This is a genomic window from Blautia faecis, from assembly GCF_020554845.1.
GTDB classification, from domain to species: Bacteria; Bacillota; Clostridia; order Lachnospirales; family Lachnospiraceae; genus Blautia_A; species Blautia_A faecis.
The window spans coordinates 48,372-63,889 of the sequence record NZ_JAJCIA010000023.1; the positions used below are offsets into that span (position 1 = coordinate 48,372).

Consider the following 15,518-nt stretch of genomic DNA (forward strand, 5'->3'; position numbering starts at 1 on the left):
GAATAGTTACAAAACATTTTAAACTGCCGGGGCAGGTTATTTGCCTCGGCAGTAGTTTTAAACGAGGTCAATTTTATCTATGAATTTACAGATTCAGCATATCGCAAAAGAATTTCATAATGGCACAAAAGCCCTGATAGATGTGGATTTCCGCGTCTCGCAGGGAGAGTTTGTCTCGGTGATCGGGCCTTCGGGGGCGGGGAAGACAACGCTCTTTCGCATTCTCAATGGAATGATGGAGTGCACTGGCGGACAGGTGCTTCTGGATGATAAGCGCTTTGATTCTCTAAAAGGAAGGAAAAAACGTGAACTGCAAAAATCCATCGCAACCATTTATCAGGACTTTTGTCTGGTGGAGAATTCTACCTGTCTGAAGAATGTGCTGACTGCCGGACTTCCTGATATGGGCTTTTTTCAGGGCGTGTTTGGACTTTATGGAAAAACACGTAAAGAAGAAGCTCTGAAACTGCTGGATCGGGTTGGACTTCTGGAAAAGGCAGAGGAACCGATTAAGAATCTGTCTGGCGGACAAAAGCAAAGGGTGGCAATTGCAAGAGCACTTATGCGGCACCCGGCAATCCTGCTGGCAGATGAACCGGTGGCGTCTCTTGATCCAGTTATCGGGAGACAGATTCTAGGGTTGCTGAAGAGTATTCATGAGACTGATGGTGTCACCATTTTAATGAACAGCCATAATCTGGAATTCTCCCAGGAGTTCTCTGACCGACTTATTGGTCTGAAAGATGGCAAGGTTGTATTTGACGGTAAGACTGCTGATCTGACTGATTCTATCACTACACAAATTTATAACAAAAATGATACTCAGATAGAGAATAAGCGAGGTGTCGCTTATGAATGATAACAAAACAAGCAAAAATTCCATTGTGGCAAAATTTGCTGTTCCAGTTTCTTTCCTGATTTTATTTTTCCTTGCAGCAAATTTCACAGGCTGTGATCCCATGACTTTCTGGAAACGAAGGAGCCACCTCACTGACCTGGTCGTGGATATGATCCCGCCAGATTTTTCCTATATTCAGAAGATCCTGCTGCCACTTTTTTACACCATTCAGATGTCTGTTACCGGAACGGTACTTGGCACCTTTTTTGCCCTTGTACTCTCGCCTTTTGGCGCTGCAAACTTAGGATTTCCAGCTGTAATACGACGGATACTTAGAATTGTAATCCAGATTCTCCGTTCTTTTCCAGCCTTGATTCTGGCGCTTACTGCTACCTTTCTTTTCGGGCTTGGAACCTTTGCAGGTACTTTTGCCATTACCTTGTACACCTTTGCCATTATGACAAAACTTACCTACGAGGATGCAAGTGCCGCCGATGTAAAAGCTTACCAGGCACTTCGGGCTATGGGTGTTTCAAAGTATGTGGCTTATATCCATGGAATTCTACCAGAGATCATTCCTGGCTTTCTCACCAATGCACTTTACCTGTTGGAAACCAATGTACGGCACAGCTCCATTTTAGGATATGTGGGAGCTGGCGGTATCGGACTGCTTCTCAATGAGAAGATTTCCTGGTTGGAGTATGACAAAGTGGGGACCATTCTGCTGATGCTGTTTCTAACAGTGTGTGTGATTGAATATTTCAGTCGGTATCTGACCGCCTTGATACGAAAAGAGCGCACAATAAAAAAAGAGCAGGCCAGACTGCTGCTTCTGTTTCTGGCTGCCCTGTTTCTGATCTGCACGTTTACCCTTTCCCTGCCAGATTTTTCCAGAACCAGTCCACAGACTTTGCGAAATATGTTTGCTGGCTTTCTGCAGCCAGACTGGAGCTTCTTTTTCTCGGCTGAAAAAGATGGGCTTGGGTATCTTTTACTGGAAACAGTGTGCATTGCTTTTATTGGAACGGTAATCGGAGCCATTGTATCTGCACCGCTGGCTTTTCTAAATACCAAACGTTTCGTACCTGCTCCTGTGTCCTTTCTTTTTAACCTGGTGATCATGGTAATCCGTTCGGTGCCTTTTCTGGTGTATGGACTGATTTTCATCCGGGTATCCGGGCCAGGAGCTTTCACAGGAGTGCTGACATTGGCCGTATGCAGTATCGGACTTCTCACCAAAAGATTTACAGAAGCACTAGATGCCCTGGACCTTCGTCCCTATCATGCGCTGCTGGCCATGGGGGTCCGTCCTCTTCCCGCCATCTGCCACAGTGTCCTGCCGCAGCTGAAGCCTGTTTTCACCTCTATCATCCTCTACCGGTTTGATGTAAACATCCGTGAAGCTTCCGTTCTCGGTCTGGTAGGCGCAGGCGGAATCGGAGCGCCCCTTATTTTTTCCATGAATCAATATGCCTGGGAAAAAGCTGGTGCAATCATGCTGGGATTGATTCTGTTGGTGTGGTTTATCGATATGGTATCTGAAAAAATCGGAGCTGGAAATTGATGGCCAGCTCCGATTTTCTGTCTTCTGGATCCTGTTTAAAAAATCTTTTAAACCTCGTCGTGAAATTTCCAAAGACTTTCAAGGGATCTTTTCATTCTGTTATTTTTCTAATTTTCTATAATTCTCAGCCTTATCGTACTCCTTATGCACGCCATCATCCTCGTACAAAGTATAACTGCTGCCTTCATATCCCAGCATAGTGAGTTTGGAAGTATCAATATCCTTCACACACTCCGCAGCCTCTGCAACCGGAATACACTTACCACTACGGATAAACAGAGGCACTTCATTTAAGGCAACCTCCACATAATGAACGCCCTTTTCCAGAATCTCCTCAGAAATACTTCCGTCTGTCAGAAATTTCACAAACTTCATTTCTTCCGGAAGGTAAACATAACGCCCTCTTGCGTTCTGCTCGTAAACCGGTGCGATCATAATCTCATTTCCAAGGATCAGCTGGTCTTCCACCCGGATTGCCATCTTATCATCCGGATAAACAAAGCCAAGTGGTTTGAAATACATATCATCGTTTAAAACGGCCTTCATGTATTCGCTGTACAGATACGGAACAAGGCGGTATCTCGTATTTACCACATTTCGGAAATCCTCAACATTCTCAAACTGATAGCACTCTTGCTCTCTTGTTCCGATTGCGGAATGGTTACGCATAAGCGGAGTAAATACCCCAAGTGCCATATGGCGAAGCACCAGGTCTCTTGTTGCATCCGCACCAAATCCGCCAAGATCTGCTCCTGTGTAAAGGAATCCGCACATATTCAAAGACGGCAGCATTTTCAGGTTCAGAAGAATGTGTGACCACCAGGATTTATTGTCTCCCATCCAGATTCCGCCGTAACGGTGCATTCCAATATAGGAGGAACGGGAAAACATCAGGAAACGCTTCTCCGGATCAATGCGGTCGAATGCTTCGCCTGCTGCTCTTGTCATATTGTAGCCAAACAGGTTATGTACCTTGTCGTGACGGATCTTTTTGCCATCCACATTATGATAAAATCTGCGGTAATCTTCTGGGTTGTTTGCGAGTCCGTTTAGCTCGCCCTGCATTTTCCAAATGTGGATCTTACCTTCTTTATCCTGGGAAAACTCTCCGGCAAGTTTCTTCGCCTCTTCCATTCCCTCTGAGGAATAGAAAATAGCAGGCTCATTCATATCGTTCCAGAAGCCTTCAATCCCCTGGCTAATAAGGAAGCTGTATTTGTCTCCAAACCACTTTCTGGCATCCTTGTTCAGAAAATCCGGGAAATGAGTATCCCCCGGCCATACGGCTGCCACGAAATCACTTCCATCCTCCCGCTGGCAGAAGTATCTTTTTTCCACACCTTCCTCGTAAACCTCATAGCCGCTTTCCACTTTTACACCAGCATCAATAATAGGGATCAGGCGTAGCTCCTGGTCTTTCATCTCTTTTACAAAATCCGGGAAATCAGGGAAATTCTCCGGATTCAAAGTAAAGTCCTTATAGGAATCCATATAATCGATGTCCATGTAGATCATATCCAAAGGGATGTGATTCTCACGATAGCCGGCTGCCACCTTGCGAAAATCCTCCTTGGTGGTATATCCCCATCTGCTCTGTCCGAAACCAAATGCAAATTTCGGGGGAATATAGCTGCGTCCGATCACATGGCGAAACTGCTTTACAATATCATAGGCAGATTCACCTTCAATCACATACACATTCAGATCTGCATCTGCGCATGTCACTTTCAGGGTGTCCATTCTGGTATATCCAATATCAAAGGTCAGTTCAGAAGGGTAGTCGAAAAACAGTCCAAATGTTGTCTTTCCGCTTACAATGATAAAGTTGTGGGCACCATACAAAGAACGCTTGTCTTCCGTATGGTTTGGATCATCGGTACAATTGCTGATATAGCAGTATCCTCTTTTATTGATGCCGCGGTTGGCTTCCCCAAGTCCATAAACAATATCATCCTCATCCATCACATATGTAAAATCAAAGCCCTTTTCCAGGCTGATTTTTCCATAAGGAAAAGCGCCATTCGCTGTTTCAATCTTCTCTGTTACTGCCTCCGTATCAAAAGGAGCTCCGTATCTGTATTTTCTGATCATAACAATCTTCCTCGTCTTTCAAAAAAGAGGCAAAAAATTTTGCCCCTTTAAGTCTGGTTATCTGCTGTCCGTTTCTCGTCCAGTAACCTGTTTATTTATATAACACAAATGCCTCATAAGGTTTCAGCACGATTTTACCCTTAAATACTTTTCTGTCAAGGTTTGTAATCAGACACCTGGAACCTTCAAATTCTACTGGAACTTCAAATTCTGCAGACTGCTCACTGAAATTGCAGACTGTAAGAAGTCTTTCCTCATCCAGCTTTCTCATATATGCAAAAATCTGATCATCCTCACGGCAAAGCGGTTCAAACTCACCGTACACAATAATATCTTTCTCCTTGCGAAGAGCGATCAGTTTCTGATAATAATGGAAAATGGAATCCGGATCATCCAACTGACTGGCTGCATTGATTTCTTTACAGTTCGGATTTATTTTAATCCACGGCTCTCCATCTGTAAAACCTGCTTTTTCTGAACCGTCCCACTGCATAGGTGTTCTTGCATTGTCACGGCTTCTGAGCATCAGACATTTCATCATGTAATCCGGCTCCATCAGCCCTGCATCTGTCAGCTCTGTATAATACTGAATGCTCTCAATGTCCTTATAATCTTCCAGCTTATGGAAATATGCGTTTGTCATGCCAAGCTCTTCCCCCTGGTATACATAAGGGGTTCCCTGCATCATATGAAGACAGGTTGCCAGCATTTTTGCAGAAGTTTCTCTGTATGCCGGATTGTCATTTCCAAATCTGGAAACGCTTCTTGGCTGATCATGATTTCCCAGGAAAAGACTGTTCCATGCTTTTCCCTGAAGTTCTTCCTGCCATTTGATCATCGTCTTTTTGAAAGCCTTAAAGTCATATCTGTCAGTGGTCCATTTACCAAACTCCGCATGCGGGGAAGCATCTTCAACATGTTCAAACTGGAACACCATATTCAGCTCGCCACTTTCTTCCCCGGCATATTTCTGTGCCTCTTCAATGGTAACACCAGAAGTTTCCCCAACTGTCATGATATCATATTTAGACAATACCTCACGGTTCATTTCCTGTAAAAATTCATGGACCCGCGGACCGTGAACGCAGTATGGACCGAAATCTCCATACAGGCCGCTTTTCACTTCTCCATCCGGGAAAGCCTGATCCTTGGAAATCATACTGATCACATCCATACGGAAACCGTCGATTCCCTTGTCACACCAGAATTTCATCATATCGTAAACTTCCTGGCGCACTTTCTCATTTTCCCAGTTCAGGTCCGGCTGTTTTTTGGAAAACAGGTGCAGGTAATACATCTGTGTCTCATTGTCGTATTCCCATGCAGAACCGCCGAATACACCGCCCCAGTTATTTGGCTCCTTTCCGTTTACCGGATTTTTCCAGATGTAATAGTCACGGTACGGATTATCCTTGGACTTTTTGCTCTCCAGAAACCACTGATGTTCGTCTGAAGTATGATTTACAACCAGATCCATCAGCACCTTGATTCCACGTTCATGCGCCTGAAAAAGCAGTTCCTCGTAATCCTGCATGGTTCCGTAATCTTTGTAAATTCTGCGATAATCTGAAATATCATAGCCATTGTCATCCTGTGGGGACTCCAGCATAGGTGAGATCCACAGAACATTTACCCCAAGTTCCTTCAGATAATCAAGTTTCTCTATAATTCCTCTGATATCACCAATTCCATCCCCATTGCTGTCATTGAAGCTTTTTGGATAGATTTGGTATACAATACTTTCTTTCCACCAGTTCTTCTTCATTTCCTGGCTGTCCTCCTGATATTCTATATTTATTTTCCCACAGAATATTCTTCCCCGGTACATGACCGCAGTGAAATATCCCCATGGCGCGTATTTGTTTTCTCTATTTTACTGCACCGGCTACTACACCATTCATGATCCATTTCTGACAGAAAATATACACAATCAGCACTGGAAGCAGAACAAGCAGATAAGAAGCAAATGCCAGATTATAATCAACAGAAAACTGTTTTTTAAATACATACTGGGCAAGCTGCAGTGTCTGTTGGCTTTCATCACTTAACAGTACCAATGGCATGGTAAAGTCATTCCAGGTCCACATGAAGGAAAGAATTGCTACTGTAGCTGTGGTAGGCTTCAGAACCGGGAAAATGATCCTGGAAAAAATCTGAATCGGATTTGCCCCGTCAATCATGGCTGCTTCGTCAAGTGCCTCCGGGATTGCCTTTACTGCCCCTGTGTAAAGGAACGTATTCATAGGCAGACCAAAAATAATGTACAGGAATGTAATTCCGAAAATGTTATCCAGATGAAAAGTATTTGCCTGCACAACCAGCGGAAGCATGATTACCTGGAACGGTATAAACATGGCACTGATAAAGTAATAATACATGAGGGAAAAGAATTTGCTCTTTTTACGGTTTCTTGTGATGGCATAAGCGGCAAAAGAGTTTGTGATCAGTGTAAAAATCAGATTCACCACTGTGATAAATGCTGTATTAAGAAACTTTCTTGGAAAATTTGTCATTACCCAGGCATCTGCAAAGTTCTGAAGTCTGATTTTCCTTGGCAGTGCCAGAATGTTGTTCATATCTGTTGGATCCTTGATGGCAATCATCAGTGCCATATAAAGAGGCAGAAGGATGACAAGTACGATTCCAATGATCAGAAGGATCGTAACAGGCCAGTTGTAACGCTCTTTTACTTTCACTGTATTCTGTTTCATCCTAATTTTTCCTCCCTCTTCTCAAGTACACGCAGCTGGAATACGGAAATCAGTACCACTACCACAAAAAGCATAACTGCATTGGCTGACTGATAGGCGAACTGTCCGCCTCCGAAGCCCTTTTTGTAGATCAATACTGCAATAGATGTTGTGCTGGTTCCAGGACCGCCATCTGTCATAGCCATGATCTGATCGTAAACCATCAGATAACCCTTTGCGGAAAGTACCATATTGATGGTAAAAGATGGTGCCAGCAGAGGGAACGTGATTTTGCTGAATCTTTTGAAGCCGGTCGCTCCATCCAGATCAGCAGCCTCATATACATCTGTGTCAATGGACTGAAGTCCTGCAATGTAGATCAGGGTGTTAAAAGCGCATCCGATCCATAAGGATACCGCAACAATTCCCCAGATGGCATGATTGGTTCCAAGAATATTTACACTTAAAGCTTTGATTCCAAGGCCTTTTCCCAGCTGTGGAATCAGGTTCGCAAAAATATAATTGAAAATAAATCCTACGATCAGACTTCCTAGCATATATGGAAGGAAATAAAAAGCTTTGATTGTGTTTTTAAACTTGATCTTTGCATTTAATGCACAGGCCAGGATCAGACTGATCACGTTTACCAGAATGGTAGTGATCACCGCAAATTTGAATGTAAACAAATATGCATTTCCTGTATCCACATCAGAAAACATATGGATATAATTTCGAAGTCCTACAAAATTCCACTCTCCATATCCTCTCCAGTCTGTAAAACTGTACATAACACCTTTTAAGAATGGAATGGTGTGGAAAGTAAAAAACAGAACTGCAAGAATTCCTACATAAATGTAGTAAACCCGGTTAACAGCAGGTTTTTTCCGTGGGGCTTTATTCTTCATGGAATCCTCCCTTATTTTCTTACAAGGCTGCTGTTCACTCAGTGGCCAGCAGCCTTACAATTCATACGGATCAAAAGGTGACAGTTCACGTTCTTCACCTTTCGCCTGTATTTTCCATCAGTCACATAGATCAGTCTACATTTGCAATGTCATATTTCTCATCGCACTGTGCAAGGAACTGATTTATGTTCTCCTCGTTGTCCATTCCGTTTGTGTAGTTCAGGCACATTTCGGTCAGAAGTGCGGACATATCAAATCCGGATGGATAGTAATGATCTGGGAAGTTTGCAACCTTTCCAGCTGCAATATCTTCTTTCACACCTGCCACTGTCTCATTCTCCTGCTCTACACCTTTTACAGCTGAGAAAGCAAACTGATCATCAATGTACATTTTTGCATTTTCCGGCTCAAGCATAAAGGATACAAATTCTTTTGCCACTTCTTCATTTGCACTGTCTTTGCATACACCAAGAAGTACATCTACACCAGAGGTTACATAGTTCTGGGATTTCTCATTGGAAGCCGGGAGTGCAAACATATCCACATTGATATCTGCATTTGCATTTTTGTACTGGTTGATTGCCCAGTTTCCATTGATGATCATGGCTGCTTCGCCATTTGCAAAAGCTTTATTTCCATCATCATAGGTAAGTCCCATAAAATCATCCTGAGCATAGTCAAGAAGCTTCATATATTTTTCTGCAATTTCCTCGTGTGTTCCAACGAATGTGGTCTTGCCGGCTTTACGGTCATCATTGAAGCTCTCCGGAGCAAGGTCAGATGCAATACTGTTCCATGGGCAGTTACTTGTCCAAGCATCTTTGTATGTCATAAGAAGTGGCTGTTCACCTGCATCCTGAAGTTTCTCGAGCACATCAATGAATTCATCCCATGTTTTTGGAATCTCAATTCCATGTTCTTTGAATTTGTCAACGTTATAAATGACACCGGAAGCGTTTGTTGCATAAGGAACGCCATATACCTTCTCTTCTTTGTCCTTGTTTACATCATATACCATCTGAAGGTAGGATTCCTGAATGTTGGAAACGTAATCTTCGCTGCTTAAGTCTACCAGCATTCCGGCACTTTCCACCTCTGTATAGTTGTTGTCACCGCCCATTGCTACGATATCAGGCATATCATTCTTTGCCATTCTGGTCTTTAATACAGTTCCTGCATCAGCCGGAGCTGTGATCTTGATTGTCACGTCCTTATGAGTTTCATTAAACTTATCTACCAGCTTCTGAAGAATGTCCTTGTTTTCGGCCTTGCTGGAAAAAAGCTCCAGTTCCGTTCCCTTTGCGGAAGATTCTCCCTCAGAGGAGCTGCCGCATCCGGTAACTGTACCAACCAGCAGTGCACCTGCCATTAATGTGCAAATAAGTTTCTTGTTCATCTTTCTTTCCTCCATTATATATTATTTTTAATGAAGGCTGCGCAGCACTTGCTTATTTAAAAGCTTTTCCGGACACGTCTGTCCTGCTTTCCTTTCGGTGACTTCATAATATCGTATCTTTCCAGCAAAATCAACAGGTTTCTCGAGAAACTTAAATTGTAGACAAACTTTTATTTTGTATTTTGTGCATATTGTATATTTTTTTATCATGCAGATTCATGAGTTCTTAGATTGTCCCCCCTATCTTATAATTTCCCCTGATTGCAAGAATTTCATGCAAATTGTTTTCTTTATGTAACAGGGAATCCAAACGTAAGCTTCTGTTACGAAAAAAACAGTCAGGCTCCAGAGCGTGTTTGAAAAAGGCTTTCTGCAAGATGTGCGTCACAATTTGTGGGAGATTTCGCCCGGATGAGGGCGCCGTAGCGGGCTACGGCAACCGAATTCGGGTGAAATCTCCCGCAAAGTGGGGCGTGCAGATTGCGGGAATGATTTTTCAAACAGGCTCTATAGCCTGACTGTCTTCTCTTCAAATTCTTTTGAACGATCTGTTCATATTTTCACAGAATCTCTTTTTACAAGGTACACCGGACTTTTTATATTAAACTCTTTTAACTGCTCCCCGGCAACCATCCGAAGCAGGCGGCTGAACGCCAAATGTGCCTTCTGACCTACATCCTGATGAACTGTTGTAAGTCTTGGACGGACCATTCTGGCATAGATACTGTCGTCGAAGCCGGTAACAGATACCTGTTCTGGAACCTTAATCCCATGATCTGACAAAAAGTTCATGGCCTCAATTGCTGCATAATCTGAGGAAAATGCCACTGCTTTTACCTGCAGAAAACGCGGAAGAAGTTCTTTGTATTTCTGGATACGGCGGTTTCTTTCCCCCGGGATCACGATCAGACGAGTGCGGCTGCAGAATTTTCCTTCTTTTTCCATAGCCTGCTTAAAGCCCATCCAACGGCTGTAATCACTGTCAATATCTGTTTCTGCAAGAAACAAAGCTTTGTCAAAACCGCAGGAACAGAGGTAACTTCCAATCTGATAGCCGCCTGAATAATCATCCACTCCCACATTCTGGAAAAAATATTCTCCTGCGGGATAGGCATCTATGAGAACCATTTTCTTATTCAGCTTTCTGGACAATTTCCGATATTTTTCATCATTATATCCCAGAATGATCAGTCCTTCTACATTCCATCTGGAAGCAATATCCACCACGTTCTGGATATTCTCCCCTCCGATCAGCATGACATAGTATCCTTTCATTTCAGCTTCCATCTGAATGGTTCCTACCAGTTCTCCTACAAAGGAGTCCTGCAGGGAGTACATTCCATGAGCCTGGGCAAAACCAAGTACCACGCCTATGATCCTGGAACCATGTCCGGACAGCATAACGGAACCCATATGCGGAACATAATTCTGTTCTTTCAGGATTGCCGTTATTTTATCAATGGTTTCCTGGGAAACTCTTTTCGTATTGCCATTTATTACATTTGATACGGTAGTCCTGCTCACTCCCGCCATATCCGCAATATCCTGAAGCCGGATCATCTGATTTTCCTGCTCATATCATGCCATTCTTCCCCGCCCCAAGCGGAACCGGAAATTCCGTTGTCGGTGTAGTCCATTTTTTTGTACATCTCTACTTTGTTATCCAGACAGGTCAGGTACAGGCATTCGCGTCCTCTTTTTTGTTCTCTTTCCACATATTGTGTCATGATTTCACGGGCAAGCCCCTGGTGGCGATACTCCGGAAGAACATCAAGCCCAAGGAGCATAACGTTCTTTCCTTCCGGGTTGTGAAGAGTACTATCCGTAAAAAATTCATCACGAAAAACTGCTTCGTCTGTTGCCACCCCATTGAGAAAGCCGGCAACTTTACCTGTTTCTTTATCCACTGCAACCATAAATGTCTCTGGTGCATTTGCCACTCGTTCTCTCATACTCTTGGCAGAGCAGGCCTCATTTGGCGGAAAACAGATCTGCTCGATCTGAATCACCTGATCTAACTCCTCTGGAAGAATGTCTCTAAATTCGTATTTGGTTGTCATTTTTTCCTCATCCTTTTATATTTCATGCGCTCTCTCCACTTTAATAGTGAAAAGACCGTAAACTCCTTTTTATTATACCTCTGCGTCTTTTTTCCGTCAATGTAAGAACAGCAAAATGCATACCTTGAAGTATCCCCTTGAAATATCCCTTGAAGTATCCCGGAGGACTTCATTACCGTACTTATCGATCATCCGTACCAGAAAATCAATGCACCGCTCAAATTCAATATTCTGTTGCATAAGCTCCTCCCGTCATTGTTTTGATCTGAGCTTATTTTACAGAACCTGCCGGAAAACCACATTGAATAGAAATTGATTGTAAATTGACACAATCACTTTAAAAATATCCGCATTTTCTTGAATCGAATATATGTTCGTGTTATGATAGATATACTCAATCTTAACTACGAAAGGGGAATTTCTATTGAATCAATGCGATTTTTCTTCTATTAGCACTTGTTTAAAAAACCATATCAGCGAAAGTAATCAAATGAGTCAGCCTGATTTTTTATACGAATTATTTGAAGATTTTATGGATGATCCGGCAAATCAGGATTTTTCAATGGACAACGGTCTGGTTTGCCGCTGGATGACTGGTCAGACTAAAATCAGTCCTAAAATATCCGCTTACTATTCCAAGCCATCCAACCAGAGAAAATTAGCCCATATGTTTAATGCATGGAATGGAAGTAGATTGTTACAAAAAGCTATTTCAAACAATAGGAAATATCTTAGATCTGATTGAAAAAGATGTGCGATACCCAAAGTGGCTTGCAACGGTTAGAAGATTTGCCGGAGCACCGCCGGGATTCTGTTCGAACAATTTTCTCCCATCCTGACTGTGTCCTGCTTCCGTAAAATCAATCAGCAATTCTCCCAATGCCACGATATCAACTTTTTCTTCCATTTTTCAGTTCTTCCACAATCTCGTTATAACGTTTTTTATTTAACCGGTAGAAAAATAATACAACCGCAGTCACAATCCACAGTGCACCTGGAATCGTCGTAAATGCATGTTTCATAATTGAAAGTACAATTGCATTTTGTGTCTGATTTGCAATATAACCATATTTTCCAAGTAATCCTGCTAAAAGTGCTGTTCCAACTGCCATTCCGACTTTATTTCCAAGTGAAATAAATGCATACTGAAAACCATCATTTCTAAGTCCGGTTTTCCACTCCCCATATTCCACACAGTCTGGAATAATTGCATAGATTGCGGTATTAAATCCAGAGAAAAAAAACTGTGTGAGACCAGATAATGCATAAAAAATAGCCGGTGATTCTTTGGCATTGAAGAAAAACATAGTCAACATGAAAATTCCTGTAAATAAAGCAAAGAGAGATGCTGTTCTTCCTTTGTTATTTAACTTGCGGAATAATGGTTGAAAACAGGCTGCCCCGATGATAGAAGGAATAATGATGCACATCGAATAAGTTGTGTAGTAGGAGGCATTCCCTTCCACATATGTAAAGTAATACAGAATATCTGCGTTTCTACCATACAGTGTAAATCCAAATAATATCTGTCCTGCCAATGCAAGAAGATATGGTCTGTTCTGCATGACTGCTTTCAATTGTATCTTTACAGAAATTTTTTCTTTTTCCGGAGTAAGCACTGCCTCTTTCGTCTTCGCAAAGCAGAAGAAATGACAGGCTGTAAAAATACATCCATATATGACCGCAACCGTCAGATATCCTGTCTTTGCACTATGACTGCCGAATTTGCTGAGCAGTGGAACTGTGATAATATTTATCACACCAATTGCAATCATCGCTGCAACCGAACGGGATGTATTTATTTTTGCACGTTCATCAATATCCTGTGTCATAGCACCACACAAGGTTCCATATGGAATATTCACACAGGTATACCCCAAAACCAGCAGACAATATGTAATTACCATATAAATGATCTTTCCATTCTGCGGCCAGTCGGGTCTTGCCCAGAATGTCATAACAAGAAGAATCGCTGTGATTGGTGCCGCTACTAACAGCCATGGACGGTACCGTCCCCATCTCGATTTTGTTTTATCTGTAAGTCCCCCGACGATTGGATCATTGATTGCATCCCAGAATCTTGAAAAAAGCATAAGTGCTGACACAGCCGCCATACTGATTCCGAACACGTCTGTATAAAATATCATCAGAAAATTACTGACGAACATCCAGCTGAAATTACATCCAACATCACCAAACCCATATGCAATCTTACTGATCAGCGGTACTTTTCCATTTTTGTTTTCGCTTCCCATATGTCTCTCCTATTTTTATCAGAGTTTCTGACAGAACTCTATTCTTTCCTCATTTGGGCCCTTAATCATAAAATACTTCACACCATTTTCCCAAAATGGTAGTTCTTCGATTCCGTCTGTAATAATTGTGTATTTTTCATTGCAGATTTTCTGATACATACTTTCAATGTCTTCCACATCAAGTGCAACATGTTGGTATGCACCGTCTGACATTGCCGCCTGCCCATTTTCAAAAGTCTCTATACAGTAATTTTTTATCTGTAAAAATGCCACTTTTCCCCCTGCTTTTTCATTATAAGACTGCATAATCACTTCAAATCCAAGACTCTTATAAAACTCAACTGTTTTCTGTAAATCGTTTGTCGGAAGCCCGACATGGGCAACTCCGACAATTCCATATTTATTTTCCATACGAACTCCTTACTTTTCACTGACGTTGATAATTACTTTCATCGTTGTTTCGCGGTTATCATCAATATACTGGTATGCTTTCAGATAATCTTTAAAAGCAAATGTCTTTGAGATGAGCGGTTTCAAATGAACTTTGCCCTCATTTACCAATCTGATTCCATCTATATAATCATCATGGCGGTACATCATCGTGCTCTTAATGTCAAGTTCGTGGTCATTTGCCACTGCAAGATCTACTTCTGCCATTCCTGCAAAAACAGCCACCAGTACAATCGTGCTTCCTTTTCTTGCATATTTAATTGCCTGTCCCATTGTGATATTGTTTCCGGCACAGTCGTAGATCACATCCGCCTTGTCCGGTCCAAATGCTTCGAGCATTGCCGCACTGAAGTCTTTATTTTTGGTATTCACACACACATCAATTCCACATTCTTTTGCCTTTGCCAGTCTAAGATCACTGATATCTGTGATCATCACTTTCGCTGCCCCCATTCCTTTTGCTGCCTGTGCCACGAGATTTCCAATCGGTCCTGCTCCAAGAACTGCAATATTCATGCCAGCCACATCACCTATCTGTTTTACACCATGAACTGCCACAGCAAGAGGTTCAATCATAGCGCCTTCTTCATAGGACATATCTTCTGGAATAGGTGTTACTTTAGATGCATCCACTGCAAAATACTCAGATGCTGTTCCTGTCGTCTGAAATCCCATTACTTTTAATTCCTCACAGAGATTATACTTTCCATGACGACATGGATAGCAATGTCCACAATATACCTGAGGCTCTATCGTCACCTTCTGTCCCACATGAAACTCTGTGACATTTTTTCCAAATTCTGTAATCTCACCGGAAACCTCATGTCCTTGTGTTACCGGATATTTTGTAAACGGATGTTTTCCATGATAAACATGAATATCTGATCCACAAACACCAATATTCATAATCTTTACCAAAACCTGATTTTCCTTTACCTCCGGAACCGGAACCTCTCTGAAAATAATTTCTCCTGGATTTGTCATTACCTGTTGTAACATAATTGTTTCCTCCTTTTTCATGTCGTTTTATTCTATGTTTTATAAAATGTTTTATTAAAGTAATTACATTATTACAATGTAAACACAATTTGTCAATATGTTTTTTCATATTTTTATACATTTCATAATTTTAAAATACATTTTTTGTATATTTTTCACAATTAAATCGAGTAGGAGGCGGTGACTAACCGCCGTCCTCTCACACCACCGTGCGTCAGACTGTCTAACAATTCAAAAATTCAGTCTGATGTAGACGGTATTTTTATCTTC

13 protein-coding genes and 4 pseudogenes are annotated in these 15,518 nt (G+C 42.0%); 4 read left to right on the forward strand and 13 right to left on the reverse strand.

The annotated features are described in order from the left end of the window. Nucleotides 1-79 precede the first annotated feature (79 nt). Nucleotides 80-859, forward strand: coding sequence for a phosphonate ABC transporter ATP-binding protein (gene phnC / locus LIZ66_RS12125; RefSeq protein ID WP_227200863.1), 780 nt, complete (start codon nt 80-82; stop codon nt 857-859). Beyond that, nucleotides 852-2,402, forward strand: a complete 1,551-nt coding sequence (gene phnE / locus LIZ66_RS12130) for a phosphonate ABC transporter, permease protein PhnE (RefSeq protein WP_227200862.1) — start codon at nt 852-854, stop codon at nt 2,400-2,402. Before phnC ends, phnE begins: the two co-directional genes overlap by 8 nt. 99 nt (nt 2,403-2,501) lie before the next feature. Here the strand turns inward: phnE and LIZ66_RS12135 are convergent, their stop codons facing one another. From LIZ66_RS12135 to LIZ66_RS19395, 6 genes and pseudogenes are all read right to left on the reverse strand, one after another. Beyond that, complete coding sequence (locus tag LIZ66_RS12135) at nt 2,502-4,493, reverse strand: glycoside hydrolase family 31 protein (RefSeq protein WP_227200861.1); 1,992 nt, start codon at nt 4,491-4,493, stop codon at nt 2,502-2,504. A gap of 91 nt (nt 4,494-4,584) precedes the next feature. Then, nucleotides 4,585-6,258, reverse strand: a complete 1,674-nt coding sequence (locus LIZ66_RS12140; RefSeq protein WP_227200860.1) for a glycoside hydrolase family 13 protein — start codon at nt 6,256-6,258, stop codon at nt 4,585-4,587. A gap of 103 nt (nt 6,259-6,361) precedes the next feature. After that, nucleotides 6,362-7,204, reverse strand: a complete 843-nt coding sequence (locus LIZ66_RS12145) for a carbohydrate ABC transporter permease (protein WP_173773727.1) — start codon at nt 7,202-7,204, stop codon at nt 6,362-6,364. Further along, nucleotides 7,201-8,088, reverse strand: a complete 888-nt coding sequence (locus LIZ66_RS12150; RefSeq protein WP_226836902.1) for a carbohydrate ABC transporter permease — start codon at nt 8,086-8,088, stop codon at nt 7,201-7,203. Before LIZ66_RS12150 ends, LIZ66_RS12145 begins: the two co-directional genes overlap by 4 nt. A 130-nt stretch (nt 8,089-8,218) precedes the next feature. After that, entirely contained in the window at nt 8,219-9,484 is a 1,266-nt protein-coding gene (locus LIZ66_RS12155) for an ABC transporter substrate-binding protein (RefSeq protein ID WP_173769319.1), read from the reverse strand. Between the two features lie 338 nt (nt 9,485-9,822). Next, nucleotides 9,823-9,924: pseudogene (locus LIZ66_RS19395) on the reverse strand (DUF6783 domain-containing protein); the annotation flags it as partial. Here LIZ66_RS19395 and LIZ66_RS19400 point away from each other — a divergent pair. After that, nucleotides 9,901-10,002, forward strand: a pseudogene (locus LIZ66_RS19400) (DUF6783 domain-containing protein); the annotation flags it as partial. The pseudogenes LIZ66_RS19395 and LIZ66_RS19400 overlap by 24 nt on opposite strands. 34 nt (nt 10,003-10,036) lie before the next feature. Here the strand turns inward: LIZ66_RS19400 and LIZ66_RS12160 are convergent. From LIZ66_RS12160 to LIZ66_RS12170, 3 genes are all read right to left on the reverse strand, one after another. After that, on the reverse strand, nt 10,037-11,044 hold the full coding sequence (locus tag LIZ66_RS12160; protein WP_118581269.1) for a LacI family DNA-binding transcriptional regulator: 1,008 nt from the start codon (nt 11,042-11,044) through the stop codon (nt 10,037-10,039). Beyond that, nucleotides 11,041-11,544, reverse strand: coding sequence for a GNAT family N-acetyltransferase (locus LIZ66_RS12165; protein WP_173773731.1), 504 nt, complete (start codon nt 11,542-11,544; stop codon nt 11,041-11,043). Before LIZ66_RS12165 ends, LIZ66_RS12160 begins: the two co-directional genes overlap by 4 nt. 96 nt (nt 11,545-11,640) lie before the next feature. Continuing rightward, a complete protein-coding gene (locus tag LIZ66_RS12170; RefSeq protein ID WP_227200859.1) occupies nt 11,641-11,784 on the reverse strand; it encodes a hypothetical protein in 144 nt (47 codons plus the stop codon). Nucleotides 11,785-12,034: 250 nt separating this feature from the next. Between LIZ66_RS12170 and LIZ66_RS20365 the strand changes: the two are divergent. Then, a pseudogene (locus LIZ66_RS20365) lies at nt 12,035-12,211 on the forward strand (tetratricopeptide repeat protein); the annotation flags it as partial. A 78-nt stretch (nt 12,212-12,289) separates the two neighbouring features. On the opposite strand, the pseudogene LIZ66_RS12180 reads toward LIZ66_RS20365, so the two are convergent. The 4 genes and pseudogenes from LIZ66_RS12180 to LIZ66_RS12195 all read right to left on the reverse strand — a co-directional run. Then, a pseudogene (locus LIZ66_RS12180) lies at nt 12,290-12,451 on the reverse strand (carbohydrate kinase); the annotation flags it as partial. Beyond that, a complete protein-coding gene (locus tag LIZ66_RS12185; RefSeq protein ID WP_173735082.1) occupies nt 12,435-13,799 on the reverse strand; it encodes an MFS transporter in 1,365 nt (454 codons plus the stop codon). The pseudogene LIZ66_RS12180 and the gene LIZ66_RS12185, both read right to left, overlap by 17 nt. 18 nt (nt 13,800-13,817) lie before the next feature. Next, entirely contained in the window at nt 13,818-14,210 is a 393-nt protein-coding gene (locus tag LIZ66_RS12190; RefSeq protein ID WP_173735083.1) for a VOC family protein, read from the reverse strand. Nucleotides 14,211-14,219: 9 nt separating this feature from the next. Next, nucleotides 14,220-15,248 (reverse strand): zinc-dependent alcohol dehydrogenase, encoded by a 1,029-nt coding sequence (locus LIZ66_RS12195; RefSeq protein ID WP_118581284.1) that lies wholly within the window; start codon nt 15,246-15,248, stop codon nt 14,220-14,222. Nucleotides 15,249-15,518 lie beyond the last annotated feature (270 nt).

What these genes read in the sequence shown, in the direction of transcription:
- phnC (WP_227200863.1), top strand. Translation starts at nt 80, where the DNA reads ATGAATTTACAGATTCAGCATATCGCAAAAGAATTTCATAATGGCACA.
- phnE (WP_227200862.1), top strand. Translation starts at nt 852, where the DNA reads ATGAATGATAACAAAACAAGCAAAAATTCCATTGTGGCAAAATTTGCT.
- LIZ66_RS12135 (WP_227200861.1), bottom strand. Translation starts at nt 4,493, where the DNA reads ATGATCAGAAAATACAGATACGGAGCTCCTTTTGATACGGAGGCAGTA.
- LIZ66_RS12140 (WP_227200860.1), bottom strand. Translation starts at nt 6,258, where the DNA reads ATGAAGAAGAACTGGTGGAAAGAAAGTATTGTATACCAAATCTATCCA.
- LIZ66_RS12145 (WP_173773727.1), bottom strand. Translation starts at nt 7,204, where the DNA reads ATGAAACAGAATACAGTGAAAGTAAAAGAGCGTTACAACTGGCCTGTT.
- LIZ66_RS12150 (WP_226836902.1), bottom strand. Translation starts at nt 8,088, where the DNA reads ATGAAGAATAAAGCCCCACGGAAAAAACCTGCTGTTAACCGGGTTTAC.
- LIZ66_RS12155 (WP_173769319.1), bottom strand. Translation starts at nt 9,484, where the DNA reads ATGAACAAGAAACTTATTTGCACATTAATGGCAGGTGCACTGCTGGTT.
- LIZ66_RS12160 (WP_118581269.1), bottom strand. Translation starts at nt 11,044, where the DNA reads ATGATCCGGCTTCAGGATATTGCGGATATGGCGGGAGTGAGCAGGACT.
- LIZ66_RS12165 (WP_173773731.1), bottom strand. Translation starts at nt 11,544, where the DNA reads ATGACAACCAAATACGAATTTAGAGACATTCTTCCAGAGGAGTTAGAT.
- LIZ66_RS12170 (WP_227200859.1), bottom strand. Translation starts at nt 11,784, where the DNA reads ATGCAACAGAATATTGAATTTGAGCGGTGCATTGATTTTCTGGTACGG.
- LIZ66_RS12185 (WP_173735082.1), bottom strand. Translation starts at nt 13,799, where the DNA reads ATGGGAAGCGAAAACAAAAATGGAAAAGTACCGCTGATCAGTAAGATT.
- LIZ66_RS12190 (WP_173735083.1), bottom strand. Translation starts at nt 14,210, where the DNA reads ATGGAAAATAAATATGGAATTGTCGGAGTTGCCCATGTCGGGCTTCCG.
- LIZ66_RS12195 (WP_118581284.1), bottom strand. Translation starts at nt 15,248, where the DNA reads ATGTTACAACAGGTAATGACAAATCCAGGAGAAATTATTTTCAGAGAG.